Consider the following 24,985-nt stretch of genomic DNA (forward strand, 5'->3'; position numbering starts at 1 on the left):
ATCGCCCGTCCTCATCCCGGAGCCGTCCATGCACCCGTCGATCCGCTTGCGCCTGTCGACCATGATGTTCCTGCAGTACTTCGCCTGGGGCGCCTGGACGGTGACGATGGGCACCTACCTGCTGCAGGCGCTGCGCTTCTCCGGCGAGCAGACCGGCCTGGCCTACGGCACCGCCTCGATCGCCGCGATCGTCTCGCCGCTGTTCGTCGGCCTGGTGGTGGATCGCTGGTTCGCCAGCGAGCGCGCGCTGGCGGTGCTGTTCCTGCTCAGCGCCGCCACCCTCTACTACGCCTCGCTGCAGACCGCCTTCGTGCCGTTCTACGCGGCATTGCTGCTGCACATGCTGTGCTTCATGCCCACCATCGCCCTGAGCAACGCGGTGGCGTTCCGGCACATGGACAGGCCGCAGCAGCAGTTCCCGGGCGTGCGCGTGCTCGGCACCATCGGCTGGATCGCCGCCGGCTGGGTGGTCGGCTACCTGCTGCACGCCGAGGACAAGGCCACCCAGTTCCACGTCGCGGCGATCGCGCTGGTGGCGCTCGGGCTGTTCTCGCTGCTGCTGCCGCACACCCCGCCGCTGCCGCGCGCGGCCGGCGCGGCGCGCCCGGGCCTGCGCGAGTTCCTCGGCCTGGACGCGCTGCAGCTGATGCGCGACCGCTCCTTCGCGGTGTTCATGCTCGGCTCGATGCTGATCTGCATTCCCCTGCAGTTCTACTACGCCTTCACCAACGGCTTCCTCAACGAGATTCGCGTGCCCAACGCCGCCGGCAAGATGACCTTCGGGCAGATGTCCGAGATCGCCTTCATGCTGGCGATGCCGCTGTTCTTCCGTCGCCTGGGCATCAAGGCGATGCTGCTGATCGGCATGGCGGCCTGGGCGGCGCGCTACCTGCTGTTCGCCGGCGGCGACGCCAGCGCGCACCTGTGGATGCTGTACCTGGGCATCCTGCTGCACGGCGTGTGCTACGACTTCTTCTTCGTCAGCGGGCAGATCTACGTCGACCGCGAGGCGCCGGCGCACCTGCGCGCCTCGGCGCAGGGCTTCCTGACCCTGGTCACCTGGGGCGTGGGCATGCTGATCGGCTCGTGGATCTCGGGCAAGGTGGTCGACGCCTACCGCACTGCCGCCGATCCCGTGCTGCACGACTGGTCGCGCATCTGGCTGGTGCCGGCGCTGGGCGCGGCGGCGGTGCTGCTGCTGTTCGCGCTGTGCTTCCGCGATCGCGCGCCGAAGCCGGCGACGGGCGGCGGGGCGCCGCGCGCATGAGGCCATTGCGCGCCGGCCTGGTGGGCGCGGGCTTCATCGGCCCGTGGCACGTGGATGCGCTGCGCCGCCTGGGCACGGTCGAGGTGGTGGCGCTGGCCGGCAGCGACGATGCGCGCGCGCGCGAACGCGCCCGCGAGCTGGCCATTCCGCGCGCCTACGGCGACTGGCGCGCGCTGGTCGCCGACCCCGGCGTCGACGTGGTGCACATCGCCGCGCCGAACCACCTGCACCATGCCGTGGCCCTGGGCGCGATCGCCCACGGCAAGCACGTGATCTGCGACAAGCCGTTGGCCGACACGGTCGAACAGGCCCGCGAACTGCTCGCCGCGGCGCGCGCGGCCGGCGTCTTCCACGCCGTCACCTTCAACTACCGCGGCAATCCGCTGGTGCAGCAGGCGCGCGTGGCCATCGCCGCCGGCCGGATCGGCGCGCCGCACCTGGTGCACGGCCACTACCTGCAGGACTGGCTGCTGCGCGAGGACGACTGGTCCTGGCGCCTGGAGCCCGGGCAGGGCGGCGCCGCGCTGGCGCTGGCCGACATCGGCTCGCACTGGTGCGACCTGGCCGAGCACGTGAGCGGCCTGCGCATCGTCCAGGTGCTGGCCGATCCGGCCACCGTGGTGCCGCGGCGGCGCAAGCCGGCGCGCGCGGCGGGCACGTTCGCCGCCGCCGGCAACGAAGAAGACGCGCAGTGGGTCGAGATGGCGCGCGAGGACCTGGCGACGGTGCTGCTGCGCTTCGACAACGGCGCGCGCGGCGCGCTGACGGTCGGCCAGGTCTGCGCCGGCCACAAGAACGACCTCGCGCTGGAGGTGTGCGCGGCCGCCGGTTCGATGAAATGGCGCCAGGAAGCGCAGAACGAGCTGTGGATCGGCCACCGCGACCGCGCCAACGAAGTGCTGCAGAAGGACCCCGCGCTGCTCTCGCCCGAGGCGCGGCCCTACGCGCGTCTGCCCGGCGGCCACCAGGAAGCCTGGAGCGATGCCTTCTGCAACCTGATGCGCGACCTGTACGCCGCGATCGCGCGCTGGGACGAGGACCGCGGCGGCCTGCCGCCGACGGTGGCCACCTTCGAGGATGCGCTGCGCGTGCAGTGCGTGGTCGAGGCCATGCTGGCCAGCGCGGCCGGCGGTGGCGCGTGGACGCGGGTCGATGTCGCGGCGCAACCGGAAAGGAACACGGCATGAAACTCGGTGTCTTCACTCCCCTGTTCGCCAGGCTGAGCCTGGAGGACGTGCTCGCGCGCGCGCAGGCGGCCGGCCTGGACGCAATCGAGTTCGGCGTCGGCGGCTTTCCCGGCGCCGACCACGTCGACGTCGACGGCCTGCTGGCCTCCACCGACCGCGCCCGCGACTTCCTCGCCCGCGTCCACGGCCACGGCCTGATCGTCAGCGCGCTGTCCTGCCACGGCAATCCGCTGCATCCCGACCGCGAGGCGGCGGGACGCGACGATGCCGCGTTCCGCCGCGCCGTGCGCCTGGCCGAGCGGCTGCAGGTGCCGGTGGTGGTCACCTTCTCCGGCTGCCCGGGCGACAGCGACCAGGCGCGCGTGCCCAACTGGATCACCTCGCCCTGGCCGCCGGAAATGCTGCGCACGCTGGAGTGGCAGTGGAACGAGAAGGCGATCCCGTACTGGCGCGAGGCGACCGCGTTCGCGCGCGAGCACGGCGTGCGCGTGGCGCTGGAGCCGCATCCGAACTTCCTGGTGCACAACCCCGAGACCGCGCTGCGCCTGCGCGCCGAGGCCGGCGACCACCTGGGCGTCAATCTCGATCCGAGCCACCTGCTGTGGCGCGGCGTCGACATCCCGCAGGCGATCCGCGCGCTCGGTCCGGCGATCTTCCATTTCCACGCCAAGGACGTGGCGCTGGACCGCGGCAACGTCGCCATCAACGGCGTGATCGACGCCAAGTCCTATCGCGAGATCGCGCAGCGCGCCTGGAACTTCCGTTCGGTCGGGCACGGCCACGACCTGCTGGCCTGGAAGCAGATCATGCAGGCGCTGCGCGTGGCCGGCTACGACTACGTGGTGAGCCTGGAGCACGAGGATGCGCTGATGTCCTCCGACCAGGGCTTCCAGACCGCCATCCACACCTTGAAGCGCGCGCTACTGCGCGAGCCGCCCGACGAACCGTGGTGGACCTGAGCGGCGCCGCCGCCCGGTCCGCACCGCCTCCCTCCCGACAGGATCCGCCCATGCACCGACGCGCCTTCCTCCGCTCCACCGCATCGCTCGCCGCCGCCGCGGCCGTGTCCCCGGCCGTCGCCAGGGCCGAGGCCGCCGGGCCGGCCGTCTCCGCCGGCGCGCCGTTCAAGCTCAAGTACGCGCCGCACCTGGGCATGTTCGAAGCCTCGGCGGGCAAGGATCCGGTCGCGCAGATCGAGTTCATGGCCAAGGCCGGCTTCCGCGCGTTCGAGGACAACGAGCTGATGGAGCGCCCGGTCGCCGAGCAGGAACGCATCGGCCAGGCGCTGGCGCGCGCGGGCATGACCATGGGCGTGTTCGTGATCGATGCCGGCGACAACTGGAAGGTGTCCTATGCCACCGGCAAGCCGGAGTTCCGCGAGGCCTTCGTCAGGACCTGCGGCGAGGCGGTGGCGGTGGCCAAGCGCGTGAACGCGAAATGGATGACCGTCGTGCCGGGCTTCTTCGACGCCAGCCTGCCGCCGGACATCCAGACCGCCCACGTGATCGATGCGATCCGCGCCGGCGCGAAAGTGCTCGAACCGCATGGCCTGACCATGGTGATGGAACCGCTCAGCGACCGGCCCGAACTCTTCCTGCGCACCTCGGCCCAGGCCTACGCGATCGCGCGCGCGGTCGACAGCCCCGCCTGCAAGATCCTCTACGACATCTATCACCTGCAGCGCAACGAGGGAAACCTGATCCGCCACATCGACCTGGCCTGGGACGAGATCGCCTATTTCCAGATCGGCGACGTGCCCGGGCGCAAGGAGCCGGGCACGGGCGAGATCAACTACCGCAACGTCTTCGCCCACATCCACGAGCGCATGGCAAAGGAAGGACGCGATTTCGTCTTCGGCATGGAGCACGGCAACGCGATGCCCGGCGCGGACGGGGAGCGGCGGGTGATCGAGGCCTACCGGCGGGCTGACGATTTCTGACGGGGCCGCCGGGCCCGGCCAGGCGTCGCCGCCCATCAGGAATCTCTTTCCAGACAAGGACTTGGAGGAACAGGACAGGGAATGTGCTAGTGCGGAATGCGGGGGGCGGACGGCTGTGGTATTCAACGTCCGCAACTTGCAGGACCGGATAGACCGCAACAGGGCCGAATGTCGCCTCGCAGGAGCGCGGCGTGGGCCGGGAAGTTGGATCGTTCTAAATCCGGGCGCACCGCCGCGCGACCTCGCCGGGGCATAGGCATGGGAAAGCGGGGCGTGGCATGCCCGGAGTGGCTGGACCATTAAACCATTGGCTGTTCTTTCGTCGGATAGACAGGCGCGCAACGGGTCCGGGCTCCAGGGCCGGCACCCGACGGGGCGCTCCATGACCGAAACCGCTCACTGACCTCCAAGGACCATCACCATGCATTCCCAACCTCGCCCATCGCAGGCATGCCGCACGGCCGCAGCCGTCGGCCTCCTGCTCTGCACCGGCTTGGCCGGCACCGCGTCCGCGACCAACCTGGCCTTGAACAAGACCGCCACCGGCTCGACCGCCTGCAACAGCAACGAAGGCCCCGCCAAGGCGGTCAACGGCAGCGTCGGCGGCGGCAACAGCGACAAGTTCTGTTCCAGCGCCTCCAGCAAGTGGCTGCAGGTGGACCTGGGCAGCGCCCAGACCATCGCCAGCTTCGTGGTCAAGCACGCCGGCGCCGGCGGAGAGGCCGCCGCGTACAACACCAAGAACTTCAACATCCAGACCTCGGCCAACGGCAGCAGCTGGAGCACGGCGGCCACGGTCAGCAACAACACCGCCAGCGTCACCACGCACAACATCGCCGCCACCAGCGCGCGCTACGCCCGGCTCAACATCACCACGCCGACGCAGACCAGCGACGCCGCGGCGCGCATCTACGAGTTCGAGGTGAACGACACCGCGGCGGCCGGCGAGCAGGTGGTGCAGGTGCTCGACCAGGTGCCGCAGTTCGGCATCTACCGCAGCACCGAGCCGACCACCTATACGCCGCCGGCCGGCGTGCTGATGTGGAAGCGCGGCACCGAGTACGCGCGCAAGCTCAGCGACGCGGAGAAGGCCAAGATCGGCGACGACGTCGCGCTGCGCATCACCTACCATGCCCAGTGCGATCCCTACGACCGCTTCGCTTCGGCCTTCTTCATCAGCATGCCCAAGGGCGTCGCGCCGACCGTCGACACGCCGCGCGTGACCTTCACCGATTTCATCTCGCCCTTCAGCGACATGTACCAGGGCGCCAAGGCCACCCGCGTCTATCCCGATGCGCCGATGGATCCGTATGCGGCCGCGCTGGCCAACCCCGACCGCGACATCTGGGTCGGCATCAGCGGCGGTTCCAACCCGCAGTACGGCGGGGACGCCTGCGAGACGCACGTTCCCAAGGTGACCGATCCGGCGATCGCCGAGGTGGGCTTCAAGTACTCGCTGGCGCTGGTGTCGACCAAGCCCTTCACCGCCGGCGGCGATCCCGACGTGATCAGCTTCCTGTCCCGCTCCGACGAGAAGGACGACAACATCACCACCGGCACCGCCTCGCACAGCGCGAACCTCGGCATCGCCACGCTGGCGGTGAGCATCGCCGGCTACGGCGCGTCCTCCGGCGGACAGGAGTACACCAACACCAGCATCAGCGTGAAGTTCAACGGCGCGCAGATCGCCACCTTCAGCACCAAGATCGACTGCGCCAGCTACGAGCAGTACAGTCCGCGCGGCAACCCGGGCATCTTCCGCAACAACAACACCACCAACCCGCGCAGCTGGTGCCCGGGCGCGCTGGTGCCGATGCGCTATTTCGACCTGGGCAACATCACCGGCAAGACCCTGCAGTTCGCCCTGGGCGTCGGCAACGCCTCGCCGTGGACCAGCGATTCGGTCTACCGCACCAGCATCAGCGTCCTGGAGCACTGAGGCCTCGCGCGATGCCGGCCGGAGTCCGCTCCGGCCGGCATCCGCCAGGATCGAGCAAGGCCGCCGCGGCCGACAGGGGGGTGCGGCGGAGACGGAACGGCGGCGGCCACGGCGGACGCCGCGGGAGAGACCGGGCGCATCGCGCGCCTTCGCAACGCGGGCACTGCCGTCCCGCGCTTCACGAGATTCGACCGGGGAATGACCATGCCAGACATGCCACTGCGTACCGCGCTCCTCAGCGCACTCGCCCTTGCGCCGTTCGCGCCTTCCGCGGCGTTCGCCCAGGACGCGCCCGAGGCGAAAAAAGCGCCGGCGGACCTGGAAAAGATCGTCGTCACCGGATCGCGCATCGCGCGCGCCCAGGTCGAGGGGCCGACGCCGGTCACGGTCATCACCGCCGAGGACATGCGCAAGCAGGGCTTCGTCACCATCCACGACGCGCTGTCCTCGCTCACCGAGGCCACCGGCTACGTGGAGAGCGATGCCGGCTGGGGCTCGCACACCAGCAACGCCAGTCCCCTGAACCTGCGCAACATGGGGCCGGGACGCAGCCTGCTGCTGATCAACGGCCATCGCGCCGCCGACTATCCGCTGCCCTACGGCGGGCGCAGCAACTTCCAGAACTTCACCAACATCCCGAGCGCGGCGGTGGAGCGCATCGAGGTGCTGGCCTCGGGCGCCTCGGCGATCTACGGCTCGGACGCGATCGCCGGCGTCATCAACGTGGTGCTGAAGAAGGGCTACGTCGGCGACGAATTCCGCATCAAGGCCGGCGGCGCCACCAACGGCGGCCGCGCGCTGGTGGACGCGTCGTGGGCGGGCGGACGCGCCGGCGAGAAGTGGAGCCTGACCTACGCCGCGCAGTACCTCAAGCGCGATCCGCTCTTCGCCGGCGAGCGCGACTTCCTCGATTCGGAGAACGACGCCGGCTGGCTGGCATGGGACGAGGCCTCGCGCGCGCGCGGCAACCGTTTCAACAACTACTACGACACCGCGCGGTTGAGCCTGCTCGACGGCAGCAACCGGCGCATCTCGCCGCCGCCGGGCGCCTGCGAGAACCCGGGCTTCGGCGGCGTGCCCCAGCGCTGGGACTTCCGCCTGTACGACAACGCCACCGATACGCTGGGGCCCTCGCTCGGTCAGTACTGCGCCAACGGCAAGTTCCCGCACAACTGGACGATCCGCGACGGCGAGGAGAGCGCCTCGCTCTACCTCTACGGCACCTACGACTTCAGCGACCGCCTGCAGGGCTGGGCCAGCGTGATGGCCTTCGACAGCGAAGGCACCAGCAGCATCGGCGATTTCGGCATGGGCTACGTGCCGCAGGTCAAATGGTACGACTCCGAGATCGGCGCCTACGTGGAGGGCAAGCGTTTCTTCACCCGCCAGGAGATCGGCGACGCGCTGACCTACAGCAACGAGCGTTCCTACGACTACGCCCTCGGCCTGAAGGGCACGCTCTTCGAGCGGTTCGACTGGGAAGCCTCGGTCGACCACGCCGAATACGAGGTCAAGAAGAGCTACCCGGCCGCGGTGCCGGCGCTGGTCAACGACTTCTACCTCGGGCCGCGCCTGGGCGTGACCGACGCCAGCTATGCCGGCGTGCCGGTGGGCACGCCGATCCACGCCGTGGACGTCAATCGCTTCTTCACGCCGATCACCCGGCGCGACTGGGAATCGATGTCGACCCACGGCCACGATCGCGCGCGCTCCAAGGTCGACCAGGTGCAGCTGGTGGTGTCCGGCGATCTCTTCCAGGGCTGGGCGGGGCCGATCAGCTTCGCCGCCGTCGGCGAATGGGCCGAGCAGAGCTATGCGCTGCGTCCCGACCCCAGGACCGTGCCGACCCTGGAGCAGAACGCGAACGAGCCGCAGCGCCGGCTCGACAATCTGTTCGTCACCGATTTCGGCAGCCCCTACTACGGCTTCGACCTCGGCGGCGGCTCGCGCAAGCGCTGGGCGGTGGGTTCCGAGTTCCGCGTGCCGGTCTGGGACAGCAAGACGCCGGGCATCGGCTCGGCGACCATGAGCCTGGCCGGCCGCTACGACAACTATACGCAGACGCTCGACGCCGCCAAGTCGACCTGGATGGCGGGCGTGGAATGGCGGCCGCTGGACAACCTGCTGGTGCGCGGCTCCTACGCGACCAGCTTCCGGGCCCCGGACATGCACTACGTCTACGCCCAGGGCGGCCAGTCGTACCGCGGCATCCTCGACCGCCTGCGCTGCGGCCAGCAGGGCAAGTACGGCAACTGCTACCCGCAGGACGGCGACAGCGATCCGGCCACCAGCACCAGCTACCGCAGCATCACCACCCGCCAGGGCTCGCCGCTGCTCGAATACGAGAACGGCGAATCGTGGACGGCCGGCGTGGTCTGGGACGCCACGCGCGACCTTTCGCTGAGCCTGGACTACTGGAACATCGACCTGCGCGACATCATCGAGGAGATCAGCACCGACGACATCCTCGCTGGCGAACTGGGCTGCGCCCTGGGACGCAAGGACGACGGCTCGCCGTACACCGATCCGGCGACCGGCCGGCCGCCGAGCGGCGAGTTCTGCGACTTCATCGCCTCGCGCATCGAGCGCAACGGCCCCAACGGCGCCATCACCGCCGTGCGCGAGGGCCCGATCAACCGCGCCGGGCGCAGGACCAGCGGCGTCGACTTCTCCGGCCGCTACCGCCTGGAGACCGACCGCTTCGGCAACTTCACCTTCGGCCTGAACTACACCAACGTGCTCAAGGTGGAGACCAAGCAGTTCGAGGCCTCGCCATGGAGCGAAGGCGCGCCCGGCGCGCCGGACGACGGCTACCACACCAAGACCACCGCGACACTGGGCTGGGAGCGCGGCGACTTCAACGCCACGCTGTTCGCCACCAAGCGCTCGGACTATCGCGGCAGCAACTGGGGCGGCTGCGTGCCGTTCGACAACGGCGAGCGCGGCACGGCGATCGACGACCGCACCTGCGTCGGCACCGATGCGACCAGCTCCAACTACGGCAAGACCGCCGAGCGCTATTTCGATCGCGTGAAGCGGCCGTGGCTGTTCAACCTCTCGGCGCGCTATCTCTTCGACGAGCGGGTGTCGGTGGGCCTGTACGTCAACGACCTGCTCGACAACGCCGGGCACAAGGACCGCTACGCCGGGGACTACGAGTTCGGCGCGACCGACTACGCCATCGGCCGGGAAGTCGCCCTGGAGTTCGTCTACAAGCTGAAATGAGACGCGCGTCTTAAAACGGCGCCGCTCCGGCACGCCGGCATCGCCGGCGTGTCCTGTTCAGCCTCAAGGCCGTGGCCAATCCATTCAGGCACTTACGACGCCGGGACGGGCGCCGGGATCAGGCGCCCGCCCGCGCCGCCGCGCGATGTCCTGTCGTCTCCCCTCGACGCGAAAAAGACATCAACGGAAATATCGTGCCAAGGCAATGGGTCGTTCACAGGCTTGCGTGCTCGAGGATCTCCTGTCCCATCAGCGTGCAGCCGCGCGCCGGTTCGGCATAGATCAGGCGCATCCGGTACGACCCCTTGTAGACGTGACCCCATACTTCGAGCACGGTGAATTTTTGTTTCCGGTTGGCGGGATTGCGCAAGGGAATGCGCTGAGTGACGGTAGGATCGATCGCGATGCGGTCGTCCTCTCCGACATGAAAAGTCAGTAACCGTTTCGCCTGCAAACGTGCTTCGTCCGCGCAATCAGGCTCGGCGGCGAAGCACATGTTGCTGAGTGCAATGAGTCCTAGGAAAGGCACCGCCTTACGCACGATAGACATATGTCGTTCTCCGGAAGGCACATCAATCACCGATCGAAACCTATGAGGTTCCGTTATGAATGTCCAGCGCCGAATGCCCGATGCTCCGCTTTCGCCCGCGCCTTCCACCGGCGGTCTCACCGCCGAGCAAGTCCAGCAGATCGCACCCAATCTTAGCGCCGAGCGTGCCGCGCAACTCGCCGGCCCCTTGACGCAGGCGATGGTGGCCGCCGAGGCCAACACGCCGCAGCGCCAATCGATGTTCCTGGCGCAGCTGGCGCAGGAAACGGACGGCTTCAACACCATGGAGGAGTACGCCAGCGGCGCCGACTACGAAGGGCGCGCGGACCTCGGCAATACCGAGCCCGGCGATGGCGAACGCTTCAAGGGACGCGGCTTCATCCAGCTCACCGGACGCGCCAACTATGCGGCCGCCAGCGAGGCGCTGGGCGTGGATCTGGTGGGCAACCCGGAACTGGCGAGCGATCCGGACGTCGCGGCGAAGACGGCGGCGTGGTACTGGCAGCAGCGCGACATCAACAGCGCCGCCGACGCCGGCAATTTCGAGGAAGTCACCCGCCGCATCAACGGCGGCCTCAACGGCATCGATGCGCGCCGTGCCTATCACGAGCGCGCGCAGACGGCGCTCGGCGACGGCGTGACCCTGCCGTCGCAGACGCAGGACACCACGACCGCGCCGACGCAGGGCAACCCGTCCACGCCCGCCCAGGACACCGGCGGCCAGACGCCCGCATCGCCCGGCACCGGCGGACAGACGCCCGCGCCCGGCGGCCAGACGCCTGCCGCGGGGCAGTCCGGCGGCAACAACGGGACGACGGATACCACGACCACCGATTCGGGCGCGAACACCGGTGCCGAAGAGGCCGTCGGCCCCAACCTCGACCGCAACGACTGGTACAAGTCGCAGCCGGGCAACTGGCAGTGCGGCCCGACCTCCTTGACGATGGCCATGTCGTCGTGGGGCATGCGCCCCTCGAACGACGCCACCTTGAACGAGATGATCAACCTGACCGGCGCCAACGAGAACGACGGCGTTCCGGGCAATGCCTCGCTGGTCGCCGACGCGGCGAAGAAAGCAGGCATGGAGTCGAGTTACAACCCGGACGGCTCGGCGGCCGCGGTGGGCGCGGCGATCGATCGCGGCCACAGCGTCGTGCTCAATGGCGGCCTGCCGGGCGGCGGCGGCCACTTCATCTACGTGGCGGGCAAGGACGAACAGGGCAACTTCGTCGTCGGCGATCCCGCGCGCCAGAACGTCACCAGCATGACGCCGCAGGAACTGGAAGCCTTCTCCTACGCCAACCCCGGCGAGCATCCCAACGGATTCGCCGAGGTCTGGCGCGAGGGCCAGACCAAGCAGCAGAAGCCCGAGGCCGAGACGCAAGCGACCGACACGCAGAAGCAGGACACGCAGCAGCAGCAGACGCAGCAGCAGGGCGTTCCTTCGGCCGAGCAGTCGCAGCCCAAGCAGGACGCCTCCGAACAGCCGGGCACGTCGCAACAGCAGACCACGCAGCCTGGCCAGCAGTCGCCTTCGACCACGCAGACGCAGCAGCCCGGCGACACGTCATCGCAGCAGGTGCCCACCTACACGCCCTACGAGGTCAAGAACAGCTCGGGAACGGTGATCAACGATCCGAGCCAGCTGGAACAGCACCACGATGGCCAGACCACGCGCACGCGCGGCGCGGAGTACGGCTTGCCGCAGGAGCTCAGCGTGAACGATGTGGTGCTCGGCAACGGCAGCAACGCCGAGCAGCAGAAGATTCCGTCGCCGATGGCGGGCGAGGTGATGTTCGCCGGCGACTACGGCGGCGGCGCCGGCAATTCGGTGATCCTCAAGGGCGACGACGGCCGGCTGGCGTACATGTATCACATGTCCGAAGTGGACGTGCAGAAGGGCCAGCGCGTCGAATACGGGCAGACCCTCGGCAACCAGGGCAACACCGGCGATTCGCAGGGCGCGCACGTGCATATCGAGGCGCCCAAGGACGTGACGGACGCCTGGGTGACCGATCTCAACGACGGTCGCTTCGATCGCCAGAACAAGCAGCAGGACGTGGCGGCGAACGAGAAGCCGGGCGACACGACGCAAAACCAGAGCGCTTCGCCCGCGCAGACCCAGCCGCAGGAAACGCAGGCCCAGCAAGCGCAGCCGCAGACCGCGCAGGCGCAGCAGGCGCCGTCGCAGGAAACACAGGCGCAGCAAGCGCAGCCGCAGGCCGCGCAGGCGCAGCAGACGCCGACGCAGGAAACGCAGGCCCAGCAAGCGCAGCCGCAGCCCGCGCAGGCGCAGCAGCCGCCGTCGCAGGAAACACAGGCCCAGCAAGCGCAGCCGCAGACCGCGCAGGCGCAGCAGACGCCGTCGCAGGAAACACAGGCCCAGCAAGCGCAGCCGCAGGCCGCGCAGGCGCAGCAGACGCCGTCGCAGGAAACGCAGGCCCAGCACGCGCAGCCGCAGACCGCGCAGGCGCAGCAGACGCCGACGCAGGAAACGCAGGCCCAGCAAGCGCAGCCGCAGCCCGCGCAGGCGCAGCAGCCGCCGTCGCAGGAAACACAGGCCCAGCAAGCGCAGCCGCAGCCCGCGCAGGCGCAGCAGCCGCCGTCGCAGGAAACACAGGCCCAGCAAGCGCAGCCGCAGCCCGCGCAGGCGCAGCAGCCGCCGTCGCAGGAAACACAGGCCCAGCAAGCGCAGCCGCAGCCCGCGCAGGCGCAGCAGCCGCCGTCGCAGGAAACACAGGCCCAGCAAGCGCAGCCGCAGACCGCGCAGGCGCAGCAGACGCCGTCGCAGGAGACGCAGGCTCAGCAAGCGCAGCCGCAGACCGCGCAGGCGCAGCAGGCGCCGTCGCTGGAAACGCAGACGCAGCAAGCGCCGCCGCAGACCGCGCAGGCGCAGCTGGCGCCGGCGCAGGAAACGCAGACGCAGCACGCGCAGCCGCAGACCGCGCAGGCGGAGCAGACGCCGTCGCAGGAAACGCAGGCCCAGCACGCGCAGCCGCAGCCCGCGCCGGCGCAGCAGACGCCGTCGCAGGACACGCAGGCCCAGCAAGCGCAGCCGCAGACCGCGCAGGCGCAGCAGGCGCCGTCGCAGGAAACGCAGACGCAGCAAGCGCAGCCGCAGACCGCGCAGGCGCAGCAGACCCAGCCGCAGGAAACGCAGGCTCAGCAGCGTCCGCTGCCCGGCGAGCCGATGCCGGGCATGCGTCCGCCACCGGGTCCCGACGGCTTGCCGCCGCGGAGTCCCGATGGCGAGGTCTATGGGGCGAACCGCGAGGGGTATCCGGGAGGCCCGGGAGCGGGAGGACGTCCCGAAGGTCAGCCGCCGGGTCCCGACGGCCGGCCGCCGCGGCGTCCCGCTGGGGCGGCCTACGCCGCGAACCGCGAAGGGTACCCGGGCGGCCCGGGCGCGGGTGGTGGGCCCGCGGGTCGGCCCCCGGGTCCCGACGGCGGGCCGCCGCGGGGTCCCGATGGGGAGGTCTACGGGGCCACCCGGGACGGGGAGCCGGGCGGCCCGGGAGCGGGTGGCCGGCCCGCGGGTCGGCCGCCCGGTCCCCACGGCCGGCCGCCGCGCGGTCCTGAAGGCGAGGTCTACGGCGCGAACCGCGAGGGGTATCCGGGAGGCCCGGGAGCAGGTGGGCGTCCCGAAGGTCTGCCGCCCAGTCCCGACGGCCGGCCGCCGCGCGGTCCTGAAGGCGAGGTCTACGGCGCGAACCGCGATGGGTATCCGGGAGGCCCGGGAGCGGGCGGGCGTTCCGAACGTCCGACCGATCTGGACGCCGATCCCAGCCAGCGCCGGGACGGGCAGGGTCCGCCGCCGTTGCCGGGTCGCGAGCATCCGCTCTTCGAACAGGCCATGCGCGGGCTCGACAAGCTGGGCCCGGAAGCGGGCGGCTACCGCAACGATGACGAGAAGGAACGGATCGCCGGTGCCCTTGCGCTGAGCGCCCAGGAATCCACGCCGCCGCTCAAGGAGATCCATGACGTGGTCGCCAGCAAGGTCAACGGCAACCTGTTCGCGGTGTGGACGAATNAGGAGGACGTCCCGAAGGTCTGCCGCCGGGTCCCGACGGCCGGCCGCCGCGCGGTCCGGAAGGGGAGGTCTCCGGCGCGAACCGCGATGGGTATCCGGGAGGCCCGGGAGCAGGAGGACGTCCCGTAGGTCTGCCGCCGTGTCCCGACGGCCGGCCGCCGCGCGGTCCTGAAGGCGAGGTCTACGGCGCGAACCGCGATGGGTATCCGGGAGGCCCGGGAGCGGGCGGGCGTTCCGAACGTCCGACCGATCTGGACGCCGATCCCAGCCAGCGCCGGGACGGGCAGGGTCCGCCGCCGTTGCCGGGTCGCGAGCATCCGCTCTTCGAACAGGCCATGCGCGGGCTCGACAAGCTGGGCCCGGAAGCGGGCGGCTACCGCAACGATGACGAGAAGGAACGGATCGCCGGTGCCCTTGCGCTGAGCGCCCAGGAATCCACGCCGCCGCTCAAGGAGATCCATGACGTGGTCGCCAGCAAGGTCAACGGCAACCTGTTCGCGGTGTGGACGAATCCGGGCAACAACATGGACATGATGCACACCAACGTCGACAAGGCCCAGGCCGTCAACCAACCGTTGCCGGACAGCCTCGCACGCCTGGACGTGGCCGCGCAGAACAACGCCCAGCAGCAGGATCAGGACCAGCAGCAGGCGCAGAACCGCAACGCCAGCGCCGCGAGGATGGCGTGACGGATCGCCGATAGCGGCAACGACATCGCACCCGGCGCGAGCGAGGCGCCGGGTGCGAGCATCAGTATCCCGCCGGGATCGCGGCCTCGAGCAGTGAAGGCGTTGGAAACCCTCCGGCATGACCTGTCCGAAGGCCGGGCCGTGTACGGAACGTGCACGGCCATCGCGTAGGCTCGCCGCCATCGGGCATGGAAACCTCGGAGGCGGCGATGACCCTGCAGGGAACGCGCGGGCGCGTGGCGCGCCTGGTCGACTGGATTTTCGGCGTCGCCACAGGGTTCATCCTGCTGGGCATCCTGCTTTTCCTCGCGCATGCGCGCGCGCCCGTGTCGGACGGCCTGGTCGTGGCCGGCGGCGCCCTGCTCGCCATCGGCGTGGCGATCTCCACCCTCCCGTTATGGCGCCGGGCCTGGCGGCATCCGGTCACCGCCACGTTGATGGCGATCGCGCACGCGGTGGCATTGCTGATCGCCAACGCCATGGCACGCACCGTGCTGACCTCGGCCACGGGGTTGCCGGGACAGGATTTCGACTGGGCCGTGGCCATGCTTACGCTGGTGCTTTATCTGCCGGCGTCCGTCGGGATGGCGGCGGCCGTGCTCGGCGTCCTGGCGATCTTCTGGCAAGTGGCCATGTTCGCGCAGCTGCTGGTGCAGGACTGGACCGTCGCGACATGGAGGACGTTCTGCCGGTTCGGCGGCGTGCTGGCCGGCGCCTTCTTCCTGCTCGGCGCCGGGCAGCTGTACGAACGGCACCGGTCGTCCTTGAACACCTTCGCCCTGTACCTGGCCTACTACGGCGACTATCAGCCGGTGACGGCCTATCCGGGCCTGCCGCCCGGATCCCTGGTGGTGTTCCACGAGAACGGCGTGATCTCGATCCTGCACGCGCAATCGCCGCTGCGCATCACGGTCGAAAACATCGAACACTGACGACGCAGCCGCCGTCGTCGATGGCGCGCCTGATCGTATCCGCTGCGCGGACGGCCGTCCCGCATGAAAAACAGGCACAGGCCGGCGAAGCATCGCGAGCGTCCCGGTGCGCTTGCCGCATTCGCACATCCGATGCCGGCAGCGGCGCGATTGCCCGGCTGCAGGATCGCACGCCATCGCATGGCGCGAACGATGGTGCGTGCGCACATTGCGCGCGGTTTCCAAGGTCGACGACGACGAATGGATTCGTTGCGATAGCACATCGCCCGATGTGACGTCGATTTGGTAGGGGATCGGCGCCAGCAGCGCGTTCTTGGATACGTTGGAGCGCGGTTTGGACAGGACCTTCGCTCCCTGGCGCCGTCTTTCCCTGTCTATCTCAACCTTGAGGAACTTCGCATGTCCAAGTCTGGTTTCAGGAACCGTCTCGCCTCCGCGCCGCTCGTCGTCGTCGCGACGCTGGCCGTCGCCGCACCCGCATTCGCGGGCGAGGACATCAACCCGACCCTGAAGGCCGCGATGCAGCGCGACCTGGGAATGTCGGCCAAACAGCTGGTGCAGTACCAGAAGATCGAGCGCATCACCGCCTTGCAGGAGCGGGCGCTGGCAAAGGCGCAAGGCAGCCACTACGCGGGAAGCTGGATCGAAAGGAAGGCCGACGGCAGCTACCAGCTCGTCGTGGGCAGCACCTCGATCAAGCCGCAGAAGGCGATGGCCGGCGTCGAGATCCGCCAGGTGCGCCGCAACCTCGAAGGCCTGAACGCCTCGAAGGGACAACTGGACGAGGTGATCAAGCGCGGCAAGCGGGCGCCCAGGGGCGTCTACAGCTGGTACGTCGATCCGCAGAGCAACAGCGTCGTGGTCGGCGTGGCGAAGGACGGGCAGGAGGCCGGCATCGACTTCGTCGCGCGCAGCGGCGCCGACGCCGGCGCCGTGCGCTTCGAGACCATGGACGCGGCGCCCAGACTGCAGGCGAACCTGCAGGGCGGCGACGGCATCTATCGCGATCTTCCGGAAGTCGGTCCGGGCTGGATTTCGCGCTGCTCGATCGGCTTCCCGGTGTCGAAGGGGTCCGATCAGGGCTTCGCCACCGCGGGCCATTGCGACAGCGCAAGCGGCGGCGCCGTGGTCTACGACGAAGCCAGCGACGTGAAGATCGGTTCGTTCGCCGCCTCCAGCATGCCGGACGACAACGAAAGCGGTCCCGACCGCGCCTGGGTGAAGGTCGATACCACGCAGACGCTCTCGCCGTCGGTCTACGGCTACGGCAAGGGCGACGTCACGGTGAAGGGCAGCACCGAGGCCAGCATCGGCGCCGCGGTCTGCCGTTCCGGACGCACCACCGGCTGGCGCTGCGGCACCATCAAGGCCAAGAACGTCACCGTCTCGTACGTGGATGACGACGGCAACCCCGACGGCACCGTGACGGGCCTGACCCGGTCCAACGCCTGCTCCGAGGGCGGCGACTCCGGCGGTTCCTTCATCACCTCCGCCGGACAGGGCCAGGGCGTGCTGTCCGGCGGCAACACCCCGGATGGCCGCTGCACGGCGAAGACCACCCGCTACACCAGCTACTACACGCCGTTGAACTCGGTGCTCGGCGCCTATTCGCTGACCTTGAAGACCAGTCCCTGACCGAATCGGCATCGCCGCAATCGAACGCCCCGGCCCGGCCGGGGCGTTTTTGCATGGGCGGCAGGCAGACGAGAGGTCAGCGGCGCGAATGGCGGGAATGGATCCGCATAACCCATTGTTTTATCTGGCTGCCGAACCTGGACGGGTGTGGTCGCCCGGGCCTGCGAGCGGATTCGCGGCGGGGCTTTGCAAGAGCGGGGGCGATCTTCCTGACCCGGCTCGTTCCCGGCATGGCCCGGTTTCAGCCTTGAGCGGGGCGATGGCGTGCCTAGGATCGATCCGGCGCATCGGACGCGCCCGACGGTGCCGCATGGAGCGGCGGCTGGTACCGGCACAAGGACGTGCTTTCGATCTGCATAACAAGCGACGTATCCGTTCGACAAGGGGGAACATGATGAAAATGCTTGTGAACATCCTGGTGCTGGGTGCCGCGCTGCAGGCCGCGGCCTGGTCGACGGGCGCCGGCCAGGCCAGCGCGCAGAGCCAGGGCCCGCTGGATCCGAACCATTCGATCTGTCCGGAGGGGCAGATCGAGGTAGGCGATCCGCCGTACTGCATCGATCCGGACAATCCGGGGACCGGGCCCGGGGGGCCTGGGCCAGGCGGAGCGTGCGTGCCGCCGCCCTGCCTGCCCGGCAAGCCCTGCTTCGATCCTTGCCCCGCGACCGAGCCGAACCCGTTCTGATTCCCCTGGACGCGAACCCGTGCCCGGGAAACCTGCGCCTGTCCCGATCGGCATCAGGACACAGCGCTGCCGCATGCGGCACTCAACCGGAGAATTTTCCATGAAAAGGCTTGCCCGCAACACGCTGCTGATCGCAGCCTCGCTGTCCGCCCTGGCCCTGGGCGTCTCGGCCGCCCGCCCGCCGCCGACCGGCTCCGGCTGGATCGAGTACAAGTACTACGACGATGCCGGCCACCAGGTCGGAGGACGATGGATCGACTGCAGCGGGTTCGTCTCGACCTTCGGCGTGCTGCAGGGCCGTGTCGAAATCGCGCAGGGCCCCTGCCCTTGAGGTAGGCGAGCGAGAAGTAGGCGGGCGCCGCGCGCCGACCGCGGCTGGCCGTCTTCGCACGACGCGACGGCGCCATGCAAAAAGCCCCGCCGAAGCGGGGCTTTCTGTCTATCGCGCACCGGCCGGCCCGCGGGCCGACGGTGCGCCGGGCGTCCTCAGGGAAGGTCGCACTTCATCTTCGCGTCGACGTAGTACGGCTTGGGCACGTCCGGGTTCGGGCTGGTCTTCTCGAACACCACCTCGAACGAGTCGGATACGGGCTTGCCGCCGCGTTCGGCGCAGGCGGCGTTCAACTTCTCCTTGACGGCGGCGATGCCGCTGTCCCGATTGGCGCCGTCGGCGTTGTTGGTCTGCACGACCACTTCCGCGAACGCGGCCTGGCTCGTCCCGAACGCGAGGCCCATCAGGGCGACTGCACACAGCTTCTTCATGACCTTCTCTCCTTGAGCGACATTGATGACGCGCGCCGATGGTACCGGGTCGTTGTTGGTGGACCGTTATTTGTTCGTTGGGGGGGCGACATGCACATCAACTGCCGAGCGACTGCGCGTTGCGGGATCGTGAAAAGCATCGACCGTTGACGGTTCGCCGCGAAGATCCCCAGAATCCGGGCGAAAGCTGTTTTTCAGGCTGGCCCAGTCCGGTGCCAGGAGAAAAATGCAAGCAGACTCATTGCTCAAAAATCTCCTGATCTCGATTGCCAGAGAACGGCATTTGGTCATTGATTACGACACCCATTACGAGGCAGGCAACTGGCAGTTGTCCTGGTGGCATGAGGGTGTTCGATACGCCCTGGACGTGCAGCCCTATCCGGATGGCCGCATTGACGTATCGAGGATCGTCACCACCTATCCGTTCCTGCCGCGATTTTTCGCATGGATCGAGCGTGCCGTTCCGTTTTTACCTTTCCAGGGCAAAGTACGCCATGAATGTCTGGGGAAGCTGCAATGGCCTTGTTCTCCAGCTCTTTTGCGCCAATTGCTGGAAGAGGGATTGTCGCCTCGGAATTCATTTGAATTGAAGCCGCTTCGCTAGTGGAACTGAGCGGAATGCCGGGGCTTCGGTGGATCCGATGCTCAGGGGCTCAATCCTGGGCGATGTCGATCGTCGCCAGATCGGGCAAGGCAGTCTTCATTCCGCATATGCTCGGCGTGTTGCTTCTCGAGGCCGAGCCGTCGCTGTTAAACCGTAGCCGGGGAGCATTGCTGCGCGGTTTGGCGCCAATGCAGGTCCAGATGGCGGAAATTTGGCGCGCCCGGAGGGATTCGAACCCCCGACCAATGGCTTCGGAAGCCACTACTCTATCCGGCTGAGCTACGGGCGCGCGGCCGGCTATTGTCCACGATCGTGCGCCGGGGCGCGAGTCGCGTACGCTAATGGGATGTCCGGACAGCGTCCTCTCCCCCTTTCGCGCCCCCTGGCGCAGCCGCGCTGGCGCGAACGGCTCGGCCAGTACTGGAAGCTGACGCGCGGCGACCGGCCCATCGGCTGGCTGCTGCTGCTGTGGCCGACCTGGTGGGGGCTGTGGATCGCCGCCGGCGGGGTGCCGCCGCTGTGGACGCTGTTCGTGTTCAGCGCCGGGGTCTGGCTGACGCGCTCGGCCGGCTGCGTGATCAACGACTACGCCGACCGCTGGCTCGATCCGCAGGTCGAGCGCACGCGCGGCCGGCCGCTGGCCACCGGCGCGGTGCGCGGGCGCGAGGCGCTGGCGGTGTTCGCGGTGCTGATGCTGGCGGCCTTCGCGCTGGTGCTCACCCAGAACCGGCTGACGGTGTGGATGAGCTTCGTCGGCGTGTTCCTGGCTGCCAGCTATCCCTATCTGAAGCGCTACACCCATCTGCCGCAGGTCTACCTGGGCATGTCCTTCGGCTGGGGCATCCCGATGGCGTTCGCGGCGGTGCAGGGCACGGTGCCGCCGGTGGCCTGGGTGCTGTACGCGGCCAACATCCTGTGGTCGACGGCCTACGACACCTGGTACGCGATGGTCGATCGCGACGACGATCTGCGCGCCGGCGCCAAGTCCACGGCCATCCTGTTCGGCGAGCTCGACCTGGCGATCCAGGGCGTGCTGTACGCGCTGGTGTTCCTGGCGCTGGCGCTGGTGGGCTGGCGCTCGGGGCTCGGGGCGTACTACTGGGGCGGGCTGGCGGTGGCCGCGGGATTGGTGGCGTACGAGTTCGTGATGGTGCGCCACCGCGACCGCGACGCCTGCTTCCGCGCCTTCCTGCACAACCACTGGGTGGGCATGGCGGTGTTCGCCGGGATCGCGCTCGACTACCTGTTCCAGCCGGGTGCCTAGGTCCGCGCAGCCGGGCTAGACCAAGGGATAGCTGCCGCGCCGGCGCCGCGCCGCCACAATGCGGGCTTTGCCGCCGGAGATTCGCCGATGCATCCGTCCGAACGCGCCGCTCCTCCCGCCTGGCCGGTACGCGCCGCGTTGCGCTGCGCGGCGTTCGCCGAGCGCTGGTTTCCCGATGCTTACGTCTTCGCCGTGCTCGGCGTGGTGCTGGTGGCGGCGTGCACCCTGGCGACCGGCGCGGAAGCGAAGACGACCGCGGCGACCTTCGGCGAAGGCTTCTGGAGCCTGATCCCTTCACCATGCAGATGGCCTTCGTGGTCATCGGCGGCTACGTGGTGGCGACGGCGCCGGTGATGGCGCGCTTCATCGATTTCCTGGCGCGCGCGCCGCGCACCGGGCGCGGCGCGGTGTGCTACGTGGGCCTGGTGAGCATGCTCACCTCGCTGCTGAGCTGGGGCTTCTCGCTGGTGTTCGGCGGGCTGCTGGTGAAGGCCCTGGCCCGGCGCCGGGACCTGGACATGGATTACCGCGCCGCCGGCGCGGCCGCCTATCTCGGGCTGGGCGCGGTGTGGGCGATGGGGCTGTCGTCCTCGGCGGCGCAGCTGCAGGCCAATCCGGCCAGCATGCCGCCGGGATTGCTGGAGATCACCGGCGTGCTGCCGTTCTCGCAGACGATCTTCCTGTGGCAGTCGATCGTGCTCACGGCGGTGCTGATCGCGGTGTCGCTGCTGGTGGCCTGGCTCACCGCGCCCTCGGGCGCGGCGGCGCGCCAGGCCGGGGAGTTCGTGGAGATCGGCGAGGACCGCGCGGCGACGCTGCCGCCGCGGCAGCGGCCGGGCGAGTGGCTGGAATACAGCCCGCTGCTGACCGTGCTGCTGTCGCTGCTGGCCTTCGGCTGGCTGTTCTCCGAGTTCGCCTCCAAGCCGGCGGTCTCGGCCATCGCCAACCTCAACACCTACAACTTCCTGTTCCTTTCCCTCGGGCTGCTGCTGCACTGGCGGCCGCGCAGTTTCCTGGACGCGGTGGCCAAGGCGGTGCCGAGCACCACCGGGGTGCTGATCCAGTTCCCGCTCTACGGCGGCATCGCGCTGATGCTCACCAAGGCCGCCGACAGCGACGGGCAGACGCTGGCGCACCGGCTCTCCAGCCTGTTCGTGCACGTGGCCTCCACCGAGACCTTCACCCTGGTCATGGGCGCGTACTCGGCGGTGCTCGGCTTCTTCGTGCCCTCGGGCGGCGGCAAGTGGATCATCGAGGCGCCATATGTGATGCAGGCGGCCAACGAGCTGCGGGTGCACCTGGGCTGGGCGGTGCAGGTCTACAACGCCGCCGAGGCCTTGCCCAACCTGATCAACCCGTTCTGGATGCTGCCGCTGCTCGGCGTGCTCGGGCTGAAGGCGCGCGACATCGTCGGCTTCACCTTCCTGCAGCTGCTGGTGCACATCCCGCTGGTGCTGGGCCTGCTGTGGCTGCTCGGGTTGACGCTGGCCTACCAGCCGCCGGTCATGCCCTGATGCGCGCCTCCTGACGCGGCGGCGGCCGCGCGGATCAGTGCGCGCCCGATCGCGTGATGCGCTCGAACAGCGCCTGCTGTCCTTCCTGGCCCGCCAGGCCGGTGATCATCACGCTGTCGCCGAACGGGCCGGCGACGTTCGGCGCCATCACCACCTGGCCGTCGACCACGAACGCGACCTGCCGCCCCAGCCGGGACTGGGTATCGCGCTGCAGGCGTGCGCCGGCGTCCGCCGAGAAGCGCAGCAGGACGACCGGCATGCCGTGGATGTCGGTCTCCTTGCGCGCGCCGAGCACATCGCCCGTGTCGAGCAGCGGGCGCGCGGCCAGCCGGTACCGCTTGCCCTCGGCGTCGGCGGCTTCGATCGATCCCGGTTCCGGCGCGTCGAGGACGTCGCGCAGTTCGATGCGGACCTGGGGCGAGGGCGGCGTGAAAGGCGCTTCCTCGGGCGCGCGCGACAGGCAGCCGGCCAGCAGGGCGGCGAGGCACAGCCCCGCGAGCGTGCGACGTGTTGCGGTCATGGTCCGTTCCGATGCCTGTCCAGGGATCGGATCATGCCATTGCCCTGGCGCCCGTGCCCGCGGCGGCCTTGCGGCGGCGGTCTGCTGCACTGCGATGGCTTGCTAGACTCGCCCGGCCGGCGGGGAACCGGCCCACAACCATCGTTCACTCTGGGGGAGTCGCATGAAATCCATCGGCGGTCTGCTGTTCATTCTCGGACTTGGTTCGTTCCTGCTGAATCTGGCGAACATGGAGTTCAAATTGCTGGGCTGGATCGACAACTGGGGTCCGACGGTCGGCATCGCGATCCGCGTCGGCCTGATCGTGGTCGGCGCGGCGCTGTGGTGGCTGGGACGCAGGAACGAGGCGGCGCAGCCGGCGAGCTGACCATCGCCGCCGCGCGTATCGCCTGCGATGCGCGCGGCGGGATTGCACGAAAACGGGCCTGCTCAGCCGGGCGCCGGCACCCGCGCGCACACCCAGGCATCCACGCGCATCGCGCCGGCGCGATGCAATGCGCGCGCCGCGGCGTGCAGGGTGGCGCCGGTGGTCATCACGTCGTCGATCAGCGCGACATGCGCCGGCAGCGCGGCGCCGGCGTTGACGGCGAAGGCGCGCCGCAGGTTGCCGCGGCGCTGTCCCGCATCGAGCCGCGATTGCGGCGCGGTGTCGCGGCGGCGGATCAGCGCGTGGCGCAGCAGCGGCAGATCCAGCGCGCGCGCCAGCGGCCGCGCCAGCTCCCAGGCCTGGTCGTAGCCGCGACTGCGCAGGCGTGCGTGATGCAACGGGATGGCGATCATCGCCTCCGGCCGTTCGTACTCGCCACAGGCGGCGGCCATCAGTTGCGCGAGCAGGCGTCCGGCGGCGAGATCGCCGTGGAACTTGAAGCGCGGCAACAGGCGGTCGAGCGGAAAGCCGTAACGGCAGGCGGCGCGCGCGGACTGCAGCGGCGGCGGATGCCGCAGGCACCGGCCGCACGCGGAAGCGGGCGCCGTCGGATCGTCCGCCGGCGGCAGCGGTACGGCGCAGCGCGGACAGGCGTGGCGATTCCAAGGCAGGACGGCGGCGCAGGCCGCGCACAGATCGTGCGCGCCGTCCGCCGGTTCGCGGCAGAGCAGGCAGCGCGCGGGCCAGAGATGCTGCAGCAGGCCTGTGTGCCCGGCGGGAGGCGGAAGGCGCTGCGCGATGTCCGCGAACAGGGGAGGCATGCGGCCAGATTGCCGCAGCGCATGCGCTCCGGCAGTCGGGGAAACGCCGCGCGGACGCTAGGAAAAGCCCGCGTCCGCGCGCGGCGGGCACGCATCGGCCTTACGGCCAGGCCATCTCGCCCTTGGCGACCTTGGCGCCGAGTTCCAGCGAGGCCTCGCCGCCGAGCCCGGGGTAGCGGCGTTGCATCGCGGCGATCAGCTCGGCGGCGTTCTTCGCCTTGGCCGCTTCCTCGTCGAAGGCGCGGATGTAGCCGGCGGTGAAGCTCACCGCCTCGAGGCCCTGCGCGGCGCCCGGCGCGAAATGCCCGGGCACCACCGTCTCCGGCTTGAGCGCGGCGATGCGGTCGAGCGTGGCCAGCCAGTCGGCGTGCGACTTGGGCGTCTGCGTGTCGGCCATCCAGACGTGCTCGCCGGCGACGACCGGGATGCCGCCGACGACGGCCCGGATCGAGGGGATCCAGACGACGCTGCGATCGGGCGTCGGGCCGTCGAGGCCGAGGATCTGCAGCGCGTTGCCTTCCAGTGCGATCCGGTCGCCTTGCAGCGGTTCGGGCACGACGATGCGCGTCGGCGCGCCGGCGCCGAGCTTGGGCCCCCAGAACCGCAGCTTGCCGGCCGAGGTTTCGCGGATGTGGGCGATGGTCTGCGGCGTGGCCAGCACCTTGGCCTCGGGGAAGGCCTCGACCAGCGGCTCCAGGCCGAAATAGAAGTCCGGATCGCCGTGGCTGATGTAGATCGTGGTCAGGCGCTTGCCGGAAGCGCGGATCCGCTCGACCAGCTTGCGCCCGTCGGCGACGGAGAACTGCGCGTCGATCAGCACCGCATCGCGCGCGCCGGCGACCAGGGTCGAGCTGACCTGGAAGATGCCGTCCGCACCCGGGTTGTAGACCTCGGTCGTCAGCGGCGCGGCGGCGGGTTCGGCGGTTGCGGCGGTCGCCGGTGCGGTGGCGACCGGCGCCGCCGGAGGCGCGGGGTTCTCGGCGCAGGCGGCCAGTCCCAGGGCCAGGACGAGCGCGCCCGCCAGCGGCGCGGAGCGGAAAGTGTGCATGGCGAAT

20 protein-coding genes, 1 tRNA gene and 1 pseudogene are annotated in these 24,985 nt (G+C 69.6%); 16 read left to right on the forward strand and 6 right to left on the reverse strand.

The window, feature by feature from the left end; translation table 11 throughout:
* The first annotated feature begins 28 nt into the window (after positions 1-28).
* From MD221_RS11320 to MD221_RS11345, 6 genes are all read left to right on the forward strand, one after another.
* Complete coding sequence (locus MD221_RS11320) at positions 29-1,267, forward strand: nucleoside permease (protein WP_242111841.1); 1,239 nt, start codon at positions 29-31, stop codon at positions 1,265-1,267.
* A complete protein-coding gene (locus tag MD221_RS11325; protein ID WP_242111842.1) occupies positions 1,264-2,454 on the forward strand; it encodes a Gfo/Idh/MocA family protein in 1,191 nt (396 codons plus the stop codon). The genes MD221_RS11320 and MD221_RS11325 overlap by 4 nt, the downstream gene beginning before the upstream one ends.
* Positions 2,451-3,413, forward strand: a complete 963-nt coding sequence (locus tag MD221_RS11330) for a sugar phosphate isomerase/epimerase family protein (protein ID WP_242111844.1) — start codon at positions 2,451-2,453, stop codon at positions 3,411-3,413. The genes MD221_RS11325 and MD221_RS11330 overlap by 4 nt, the downstream gene beginning before the upstream one ends.
* Positions 3,414-3,463: 50 nt before the next feature.
* Entirely contained in the window at positions 3,464-4,393 is a 930-nt protein-coding gene (locus MD221_RS11335; RefSeq protein WP_242111845.1) for a hydroxypyruvate isomerase family protein, read from the forward strand.
* A 421-nt stretch (positions 4,394-4,814) separates the two neighbouring features.
* Positions 4,815-6,332: a galactose-binding domain-containing protein gene (locus MD221_RS11340; RefSeq protein WP_242111847.1), complete on the forward strand. Its 1,518-nt coding sequence runs from the start codon at positions 4,815-4,817 to the stop codon at positions 6,330-6,332.
* Between the two features lie 204 nt (positions 6,333-6,536).
* Positions 6,537-9,557, forward strand: a complete 3,021-nt coding sequence (locus MD221_RS11345; protein WP_242111848.1) for a TonB-dependent receptor domain-containing protein — start codon at positions 6,537-6,539, stop codon at positions 9,555-9,557.
* Between the two features lie 214 nt (positions 9,558-9,771).
* Here the strand turns inward: MD221_RS11345 and MD221_RS11350 are convergent, their stop codons facing one another.
* Entirely contained in the window at positions 9,772-10,107 is a 336-nt protein-coding gene (locus MD221_RS11350) for a hypothetical protein (RefSeq protein ID WP_242111849.1), read from the reverse strand.
* A gap of 283 nt (positions 10,108-10,390) precedes the next feature.
* On the opposite strand from MD221_RS11350, the gene MD221_RS11355 reads away from it, so the two are divergent.
* From MD221_RS11355 to MD221_RS11380, 6 genes are all read left to right on the forward strand, one after another.
* A complete protein-coding gene (locus MD221_RS11355) occupies positions 10,391-14,266 on the forward strand; it encodes a peptidoglycan DD-metalloendopeptidase family protein (protein ID WP_425602257.1) in 3,876 nt (1,291 codons plus the stop codon).
* Positions 14,267-14,436: 170 nt separating this feature from the next.
* Positions 14,437-14,826: an XVIPCD domain-containing protein gene (locus tag MD221_RS11360; protein ID WP_339328426.1), complete on the forward strand. Its 390-nt coding sequence runs from the start codon at positions 14,437-14,439 to the stop codon at positions 14,824-14,826.
* A gap of 209 nt (positions 14,827-15,035) precedes the next feature.
* A complete protein-coding gene (locus MD221_RS11365) occupies positions 15,036-15,758 on the forward strand; it encodes a hypothetical protein (protein ID WP_242111852.1) in 723 nt (240 codons plus the stop codon).
* A 399-nt stretch (positions 15,759-16,157) separates the two neighbouring features.
* A complete protein-coding gene (locus MD221_RS11370; RefSeq protein WP_242111853.1) occupies positions 16,158-17,393 on the forward strand; it encodes a S1 family peptidase in 1,236 nt (411 codons plus the stop codon).
* 394 nt (positions 17,394-17,787) lie between these two features.
* On the forward strand, positions 17,788-18,078 hold the full coding sequence (locus MD221_RS11375) for a hypothetical protein (RefSeq protein WP_242111854.1): 291 nt from the start codon (positions 17,788-17,790) through the stop codon (positions 18,076-18,078).
* A 100-nt stretch (positions 18,079-18,178) separates the two neighbouring features.
* Positions 18,179-18,409 (forward strand): DUF6289 family protein, encoded by a 231-nt coding sequence (locus MD221_RS11380; protein ID WP_242111855.1) that lies wholly within the window; start codon positions 18,179-18,181, stop codon positions 18,407-18,409.
* Between the two features lie 155 nt (positions 18,410-18,564).
* Here the strand turns inward: MD221_RS11380 and MD221_RS11385 are convergent, their stop codons facing one another.
* The gene (locus tag MD221_RS11385) at positions 18,565-18,840 is read right to left on the reverse strand and encodes a hypothetical protein (RefSeq protein WP_242111856.1); all 276 of its coding nucleotides are present in this window, start codon (positions 18,838-18,840) and stop codon (positions 18,565-18,567) included.
* Between the two features lie 226 nt (positions 18,841-19,066).
* On the opposite strand from MD221_RS11385, the gene MD221_RS11390 reads away from it, so the two are divergent.
* The gene (locus MD221_RS11390; protein ID WP_242111858.1) at positions 19,067-19,444 is read left to right on the forward strand and encodes a hypothetical protein; all 378 of its coding nucleotides are present in this window, start codon (positions 19,067-19,069) and stop codon (positions 19,442-19,444) included.
* A 212-nt stretch (positions 19,445-19,656) separates the two neighbouring features.
* Here MD221_RS11390 and MD221_RS11395 read toward each other — a convergent pair.
* Positions 19,657-19,733 (reverse strand) — tRNA-Arg (locus MD221_RS11395).
* A gap of 57 nt (positions 19,734-19,790) precedes the next feature.
* On the opposite strand from MD221_RS11395, the gene ubiA reads away from it, so the two are divergent.
* Together ubiA and MD221_RS11405 are read left to right on the forward strand one after the other, a co-directional pair.
* Positions 19,791-20,708 (forward strand): 4-hydroxybenzoate octaprenyltransferase, encoded by a 918-nt coding sequence (ubiA, locus tag MD221_RS11400; RefSeq protein ID WP_242111859.1) that lies wholly within the window; start codon positions 19,791-19,793, stop codon positions 20,706-20,708.
* An 87-nt stretch (positions 20,709-20,795) separates the two neighbouring features.
* Positions 20,796-22,222 (forward strand): annotated as a pseudogene (locus MD221_RS11405) (short-chain fatty acid transporter).
* Positions 22,223-22,256: 34 nt separating this feature from the next.
* Here the strand turns inward: MD221_RS11405 and MD221_RS11410 are convergent.
* Positions 22,257-22,742 carry a SecDF P1 head subdomain-containing protein gene (locus MD221_RS11410; protein WP_242111860.1) on the reverse strand — a complete coding sequence of 162 codons (486 nt, stop codon included), beginning with the start codon at positions 22,740-22,742 and terminating at the stop codon, positions 22,257-22,259.
* A gap of 163 nt (positions 22,743-22,905) precedes the next feature.
* Between MD221_RS11410 and MD221_RS11415 the strand changes: the two genes are divergently transcribed.
* Complete coding sequence (locus MD221_RS11415; protein ID WP_242111862.1) at positions 22,906-23,109, forward strand: hypothetical protein; 204 nt, start codon at positions 22,906-22,908, stop codon at positions 23,107-23,109.
* Between the two features lie 62 nt (positions 23,110-23,171).
* Here MD221_RS11415 and MD221_RS11420 read toward each other — a convergent pair whose 3' ends face one another.
* Both MD221_RS11420 and MD221_RS11425 read right to left on the reverse strand, forming a co-directional pair.
* The gene (locus MD221_RS11420; RefSeq protein ID WP_242111864.1) at positions 23,172-23,930 is read right to left on the reverse strand and encodes a ComF family protein; all 759 of its coding nucleotides are present in this window, start codon (positions 23,928-23,930) and stop codon (positions 23,172-23,174) included.
* A 100-nt stretch (positions 23,931-24,030) separates the two neighbouring features.
* Complete coding sequence (locus MD221_RS11425; protein ID WP_242111865.1) at positions 24,031-24,978, reverse strand: MBL fold metallo-hydrolase; 948 nt, start codon at positions 24,976-24,978, stop codon at positions 24,031-24,033.
* Positions 24,979-24,985: the final 7 nt, after the last annotated feature.

Origin of the sequence: Luteimonas aquatica, assembly GCF_022662575.1 — a bacterium.
Taxonomy (GTDB): Bacteria; Pseudomonadota; Gammaproteobacteria; order Xanthomonadales; family Xanthomonadaceae; genus Luteimonas; species Luteimonas aquatica.

Coding starts and splice junctions, on each gene's coding strand:
- MD221_RS11420 (WP_242111864.1), bottom strand. CDS start 23,930: ATGCCTCCCCTGTTCGCGGACATCGCGCAGCGCCTTCCGCCTCCCGCC.
- MD221_RS11380 (WP_242111855.1), top strand. CDS start 18,179: ATGAAAAGGCTTGCCCGCAACACGCTGCTGATCGCAGCCTCGCTGTCC.
- MD221_RS11385 (WP_242111856.1), bottom strand. CDS start 18,840: ATGAAGAAGCTGTGTGCAGTCGCCCTGATGGGCCTCGCGTTCGGGACG.
- MD221_RS11320 (WP_242111841.1), top strand. CDS start 29: ATGCACCCGTCGATCCGCTTGCGCCTGTCGACCATGATGTTCCTGCAG.
- MD221_RS11340 (WP_242111847.1), top strand. CDS start 4,815: ATGCATTCCCAACCTCGCCCATCGCAGGCATGCCGCACGGCCGCAGCC.
- MD221_RS11345 (WP_242111848.1), top strand. CDS start 6,537: ATGCCAGACATGCCACTGCGTACCGCGCTCCTCAGCGCACTCGCCCTT.
- MD221_RS11325 (WP_242111842.1), top strand. CDS start 1,264: ATGAGGCCATTGCGCGCCGGCCTGGTGGGCGCGGGCTTCATCGGCCCG.
- MD221_RS11350 (WP_242111849.1), bottom strand. CDS start 10,107: ATGTCTATCGTGCGTAAGGCGGTGCCTTTCCTAGGACTCATTGCACTC.
- MD221_RS11425 (WP_242111865.1), bottom strand. CDS start 24,978: ATGCACACTTTCCGCTCCGCGCCGCTGGCGGGCGCGCTCGTCCTGGCC.
- MD221_RS11410 (WP_242111860.1), bottom strand. CDS start 22,742: ATGACCGCAACACGTCGCACGCTCGCGGGGCTGTGCCTCGCCGCCCTG.
- MD221_RS11330 (WP_242111844.1), top strand. CDS start 2,451: ATGAAACTCGGTGTCTTCACTCCCCTGTTCGCCAGGCTGAGCCTGGAG.
- MD221_RS11335 (WP_242111845.1), top strand. CDS start 3,464: ATGCACCGACGCGCCTTCCTCCGCTCCACCGCATCGCTCGCCGCCGCC.
- MD221_RS11370 (WP_242111853.1), top strand. CDS start 16,158: ATGTCCAAGTCTGGTTTCAGGAACCGTCTCGCCTCCGCGCCGCTCGTC.
- ubiA (WP_242111859.1), top strand. CDS start 19,791: ATGTCCGGACAGCGTCCTCTCCCCCTTTCGCGCCCCCTGGCGCAGCCG.
- MD221_RS11390 (WP_242111858.1), top strand. CDS start 19,067: ATGCAAGCAGACTCATTGCTCAAAAATCTCCTGATCTCGATTGCCAGA.
- MD221_RS11365 (WP_242111852.1), top strand. CDS start 15,036: ATGACCCTGCAGGGAACGCGCGGGCGCGTGGCGCGCCTGGTCGACTGG.
- MD221_RS11415 (WP_242111862.1), top strand. CDS start 22,906: ATGAAATCCATCGGCGGTCTGCTGTTCATTCTCGGACTTGGTTCGTTC.
- MD221_RS11375 (WP_242111854.1), top strand. CDS start 17,788: ATGAAAATGCTTGTGAACATCCTGGTGCTGGGTGCCGCGCTGCAGGCC.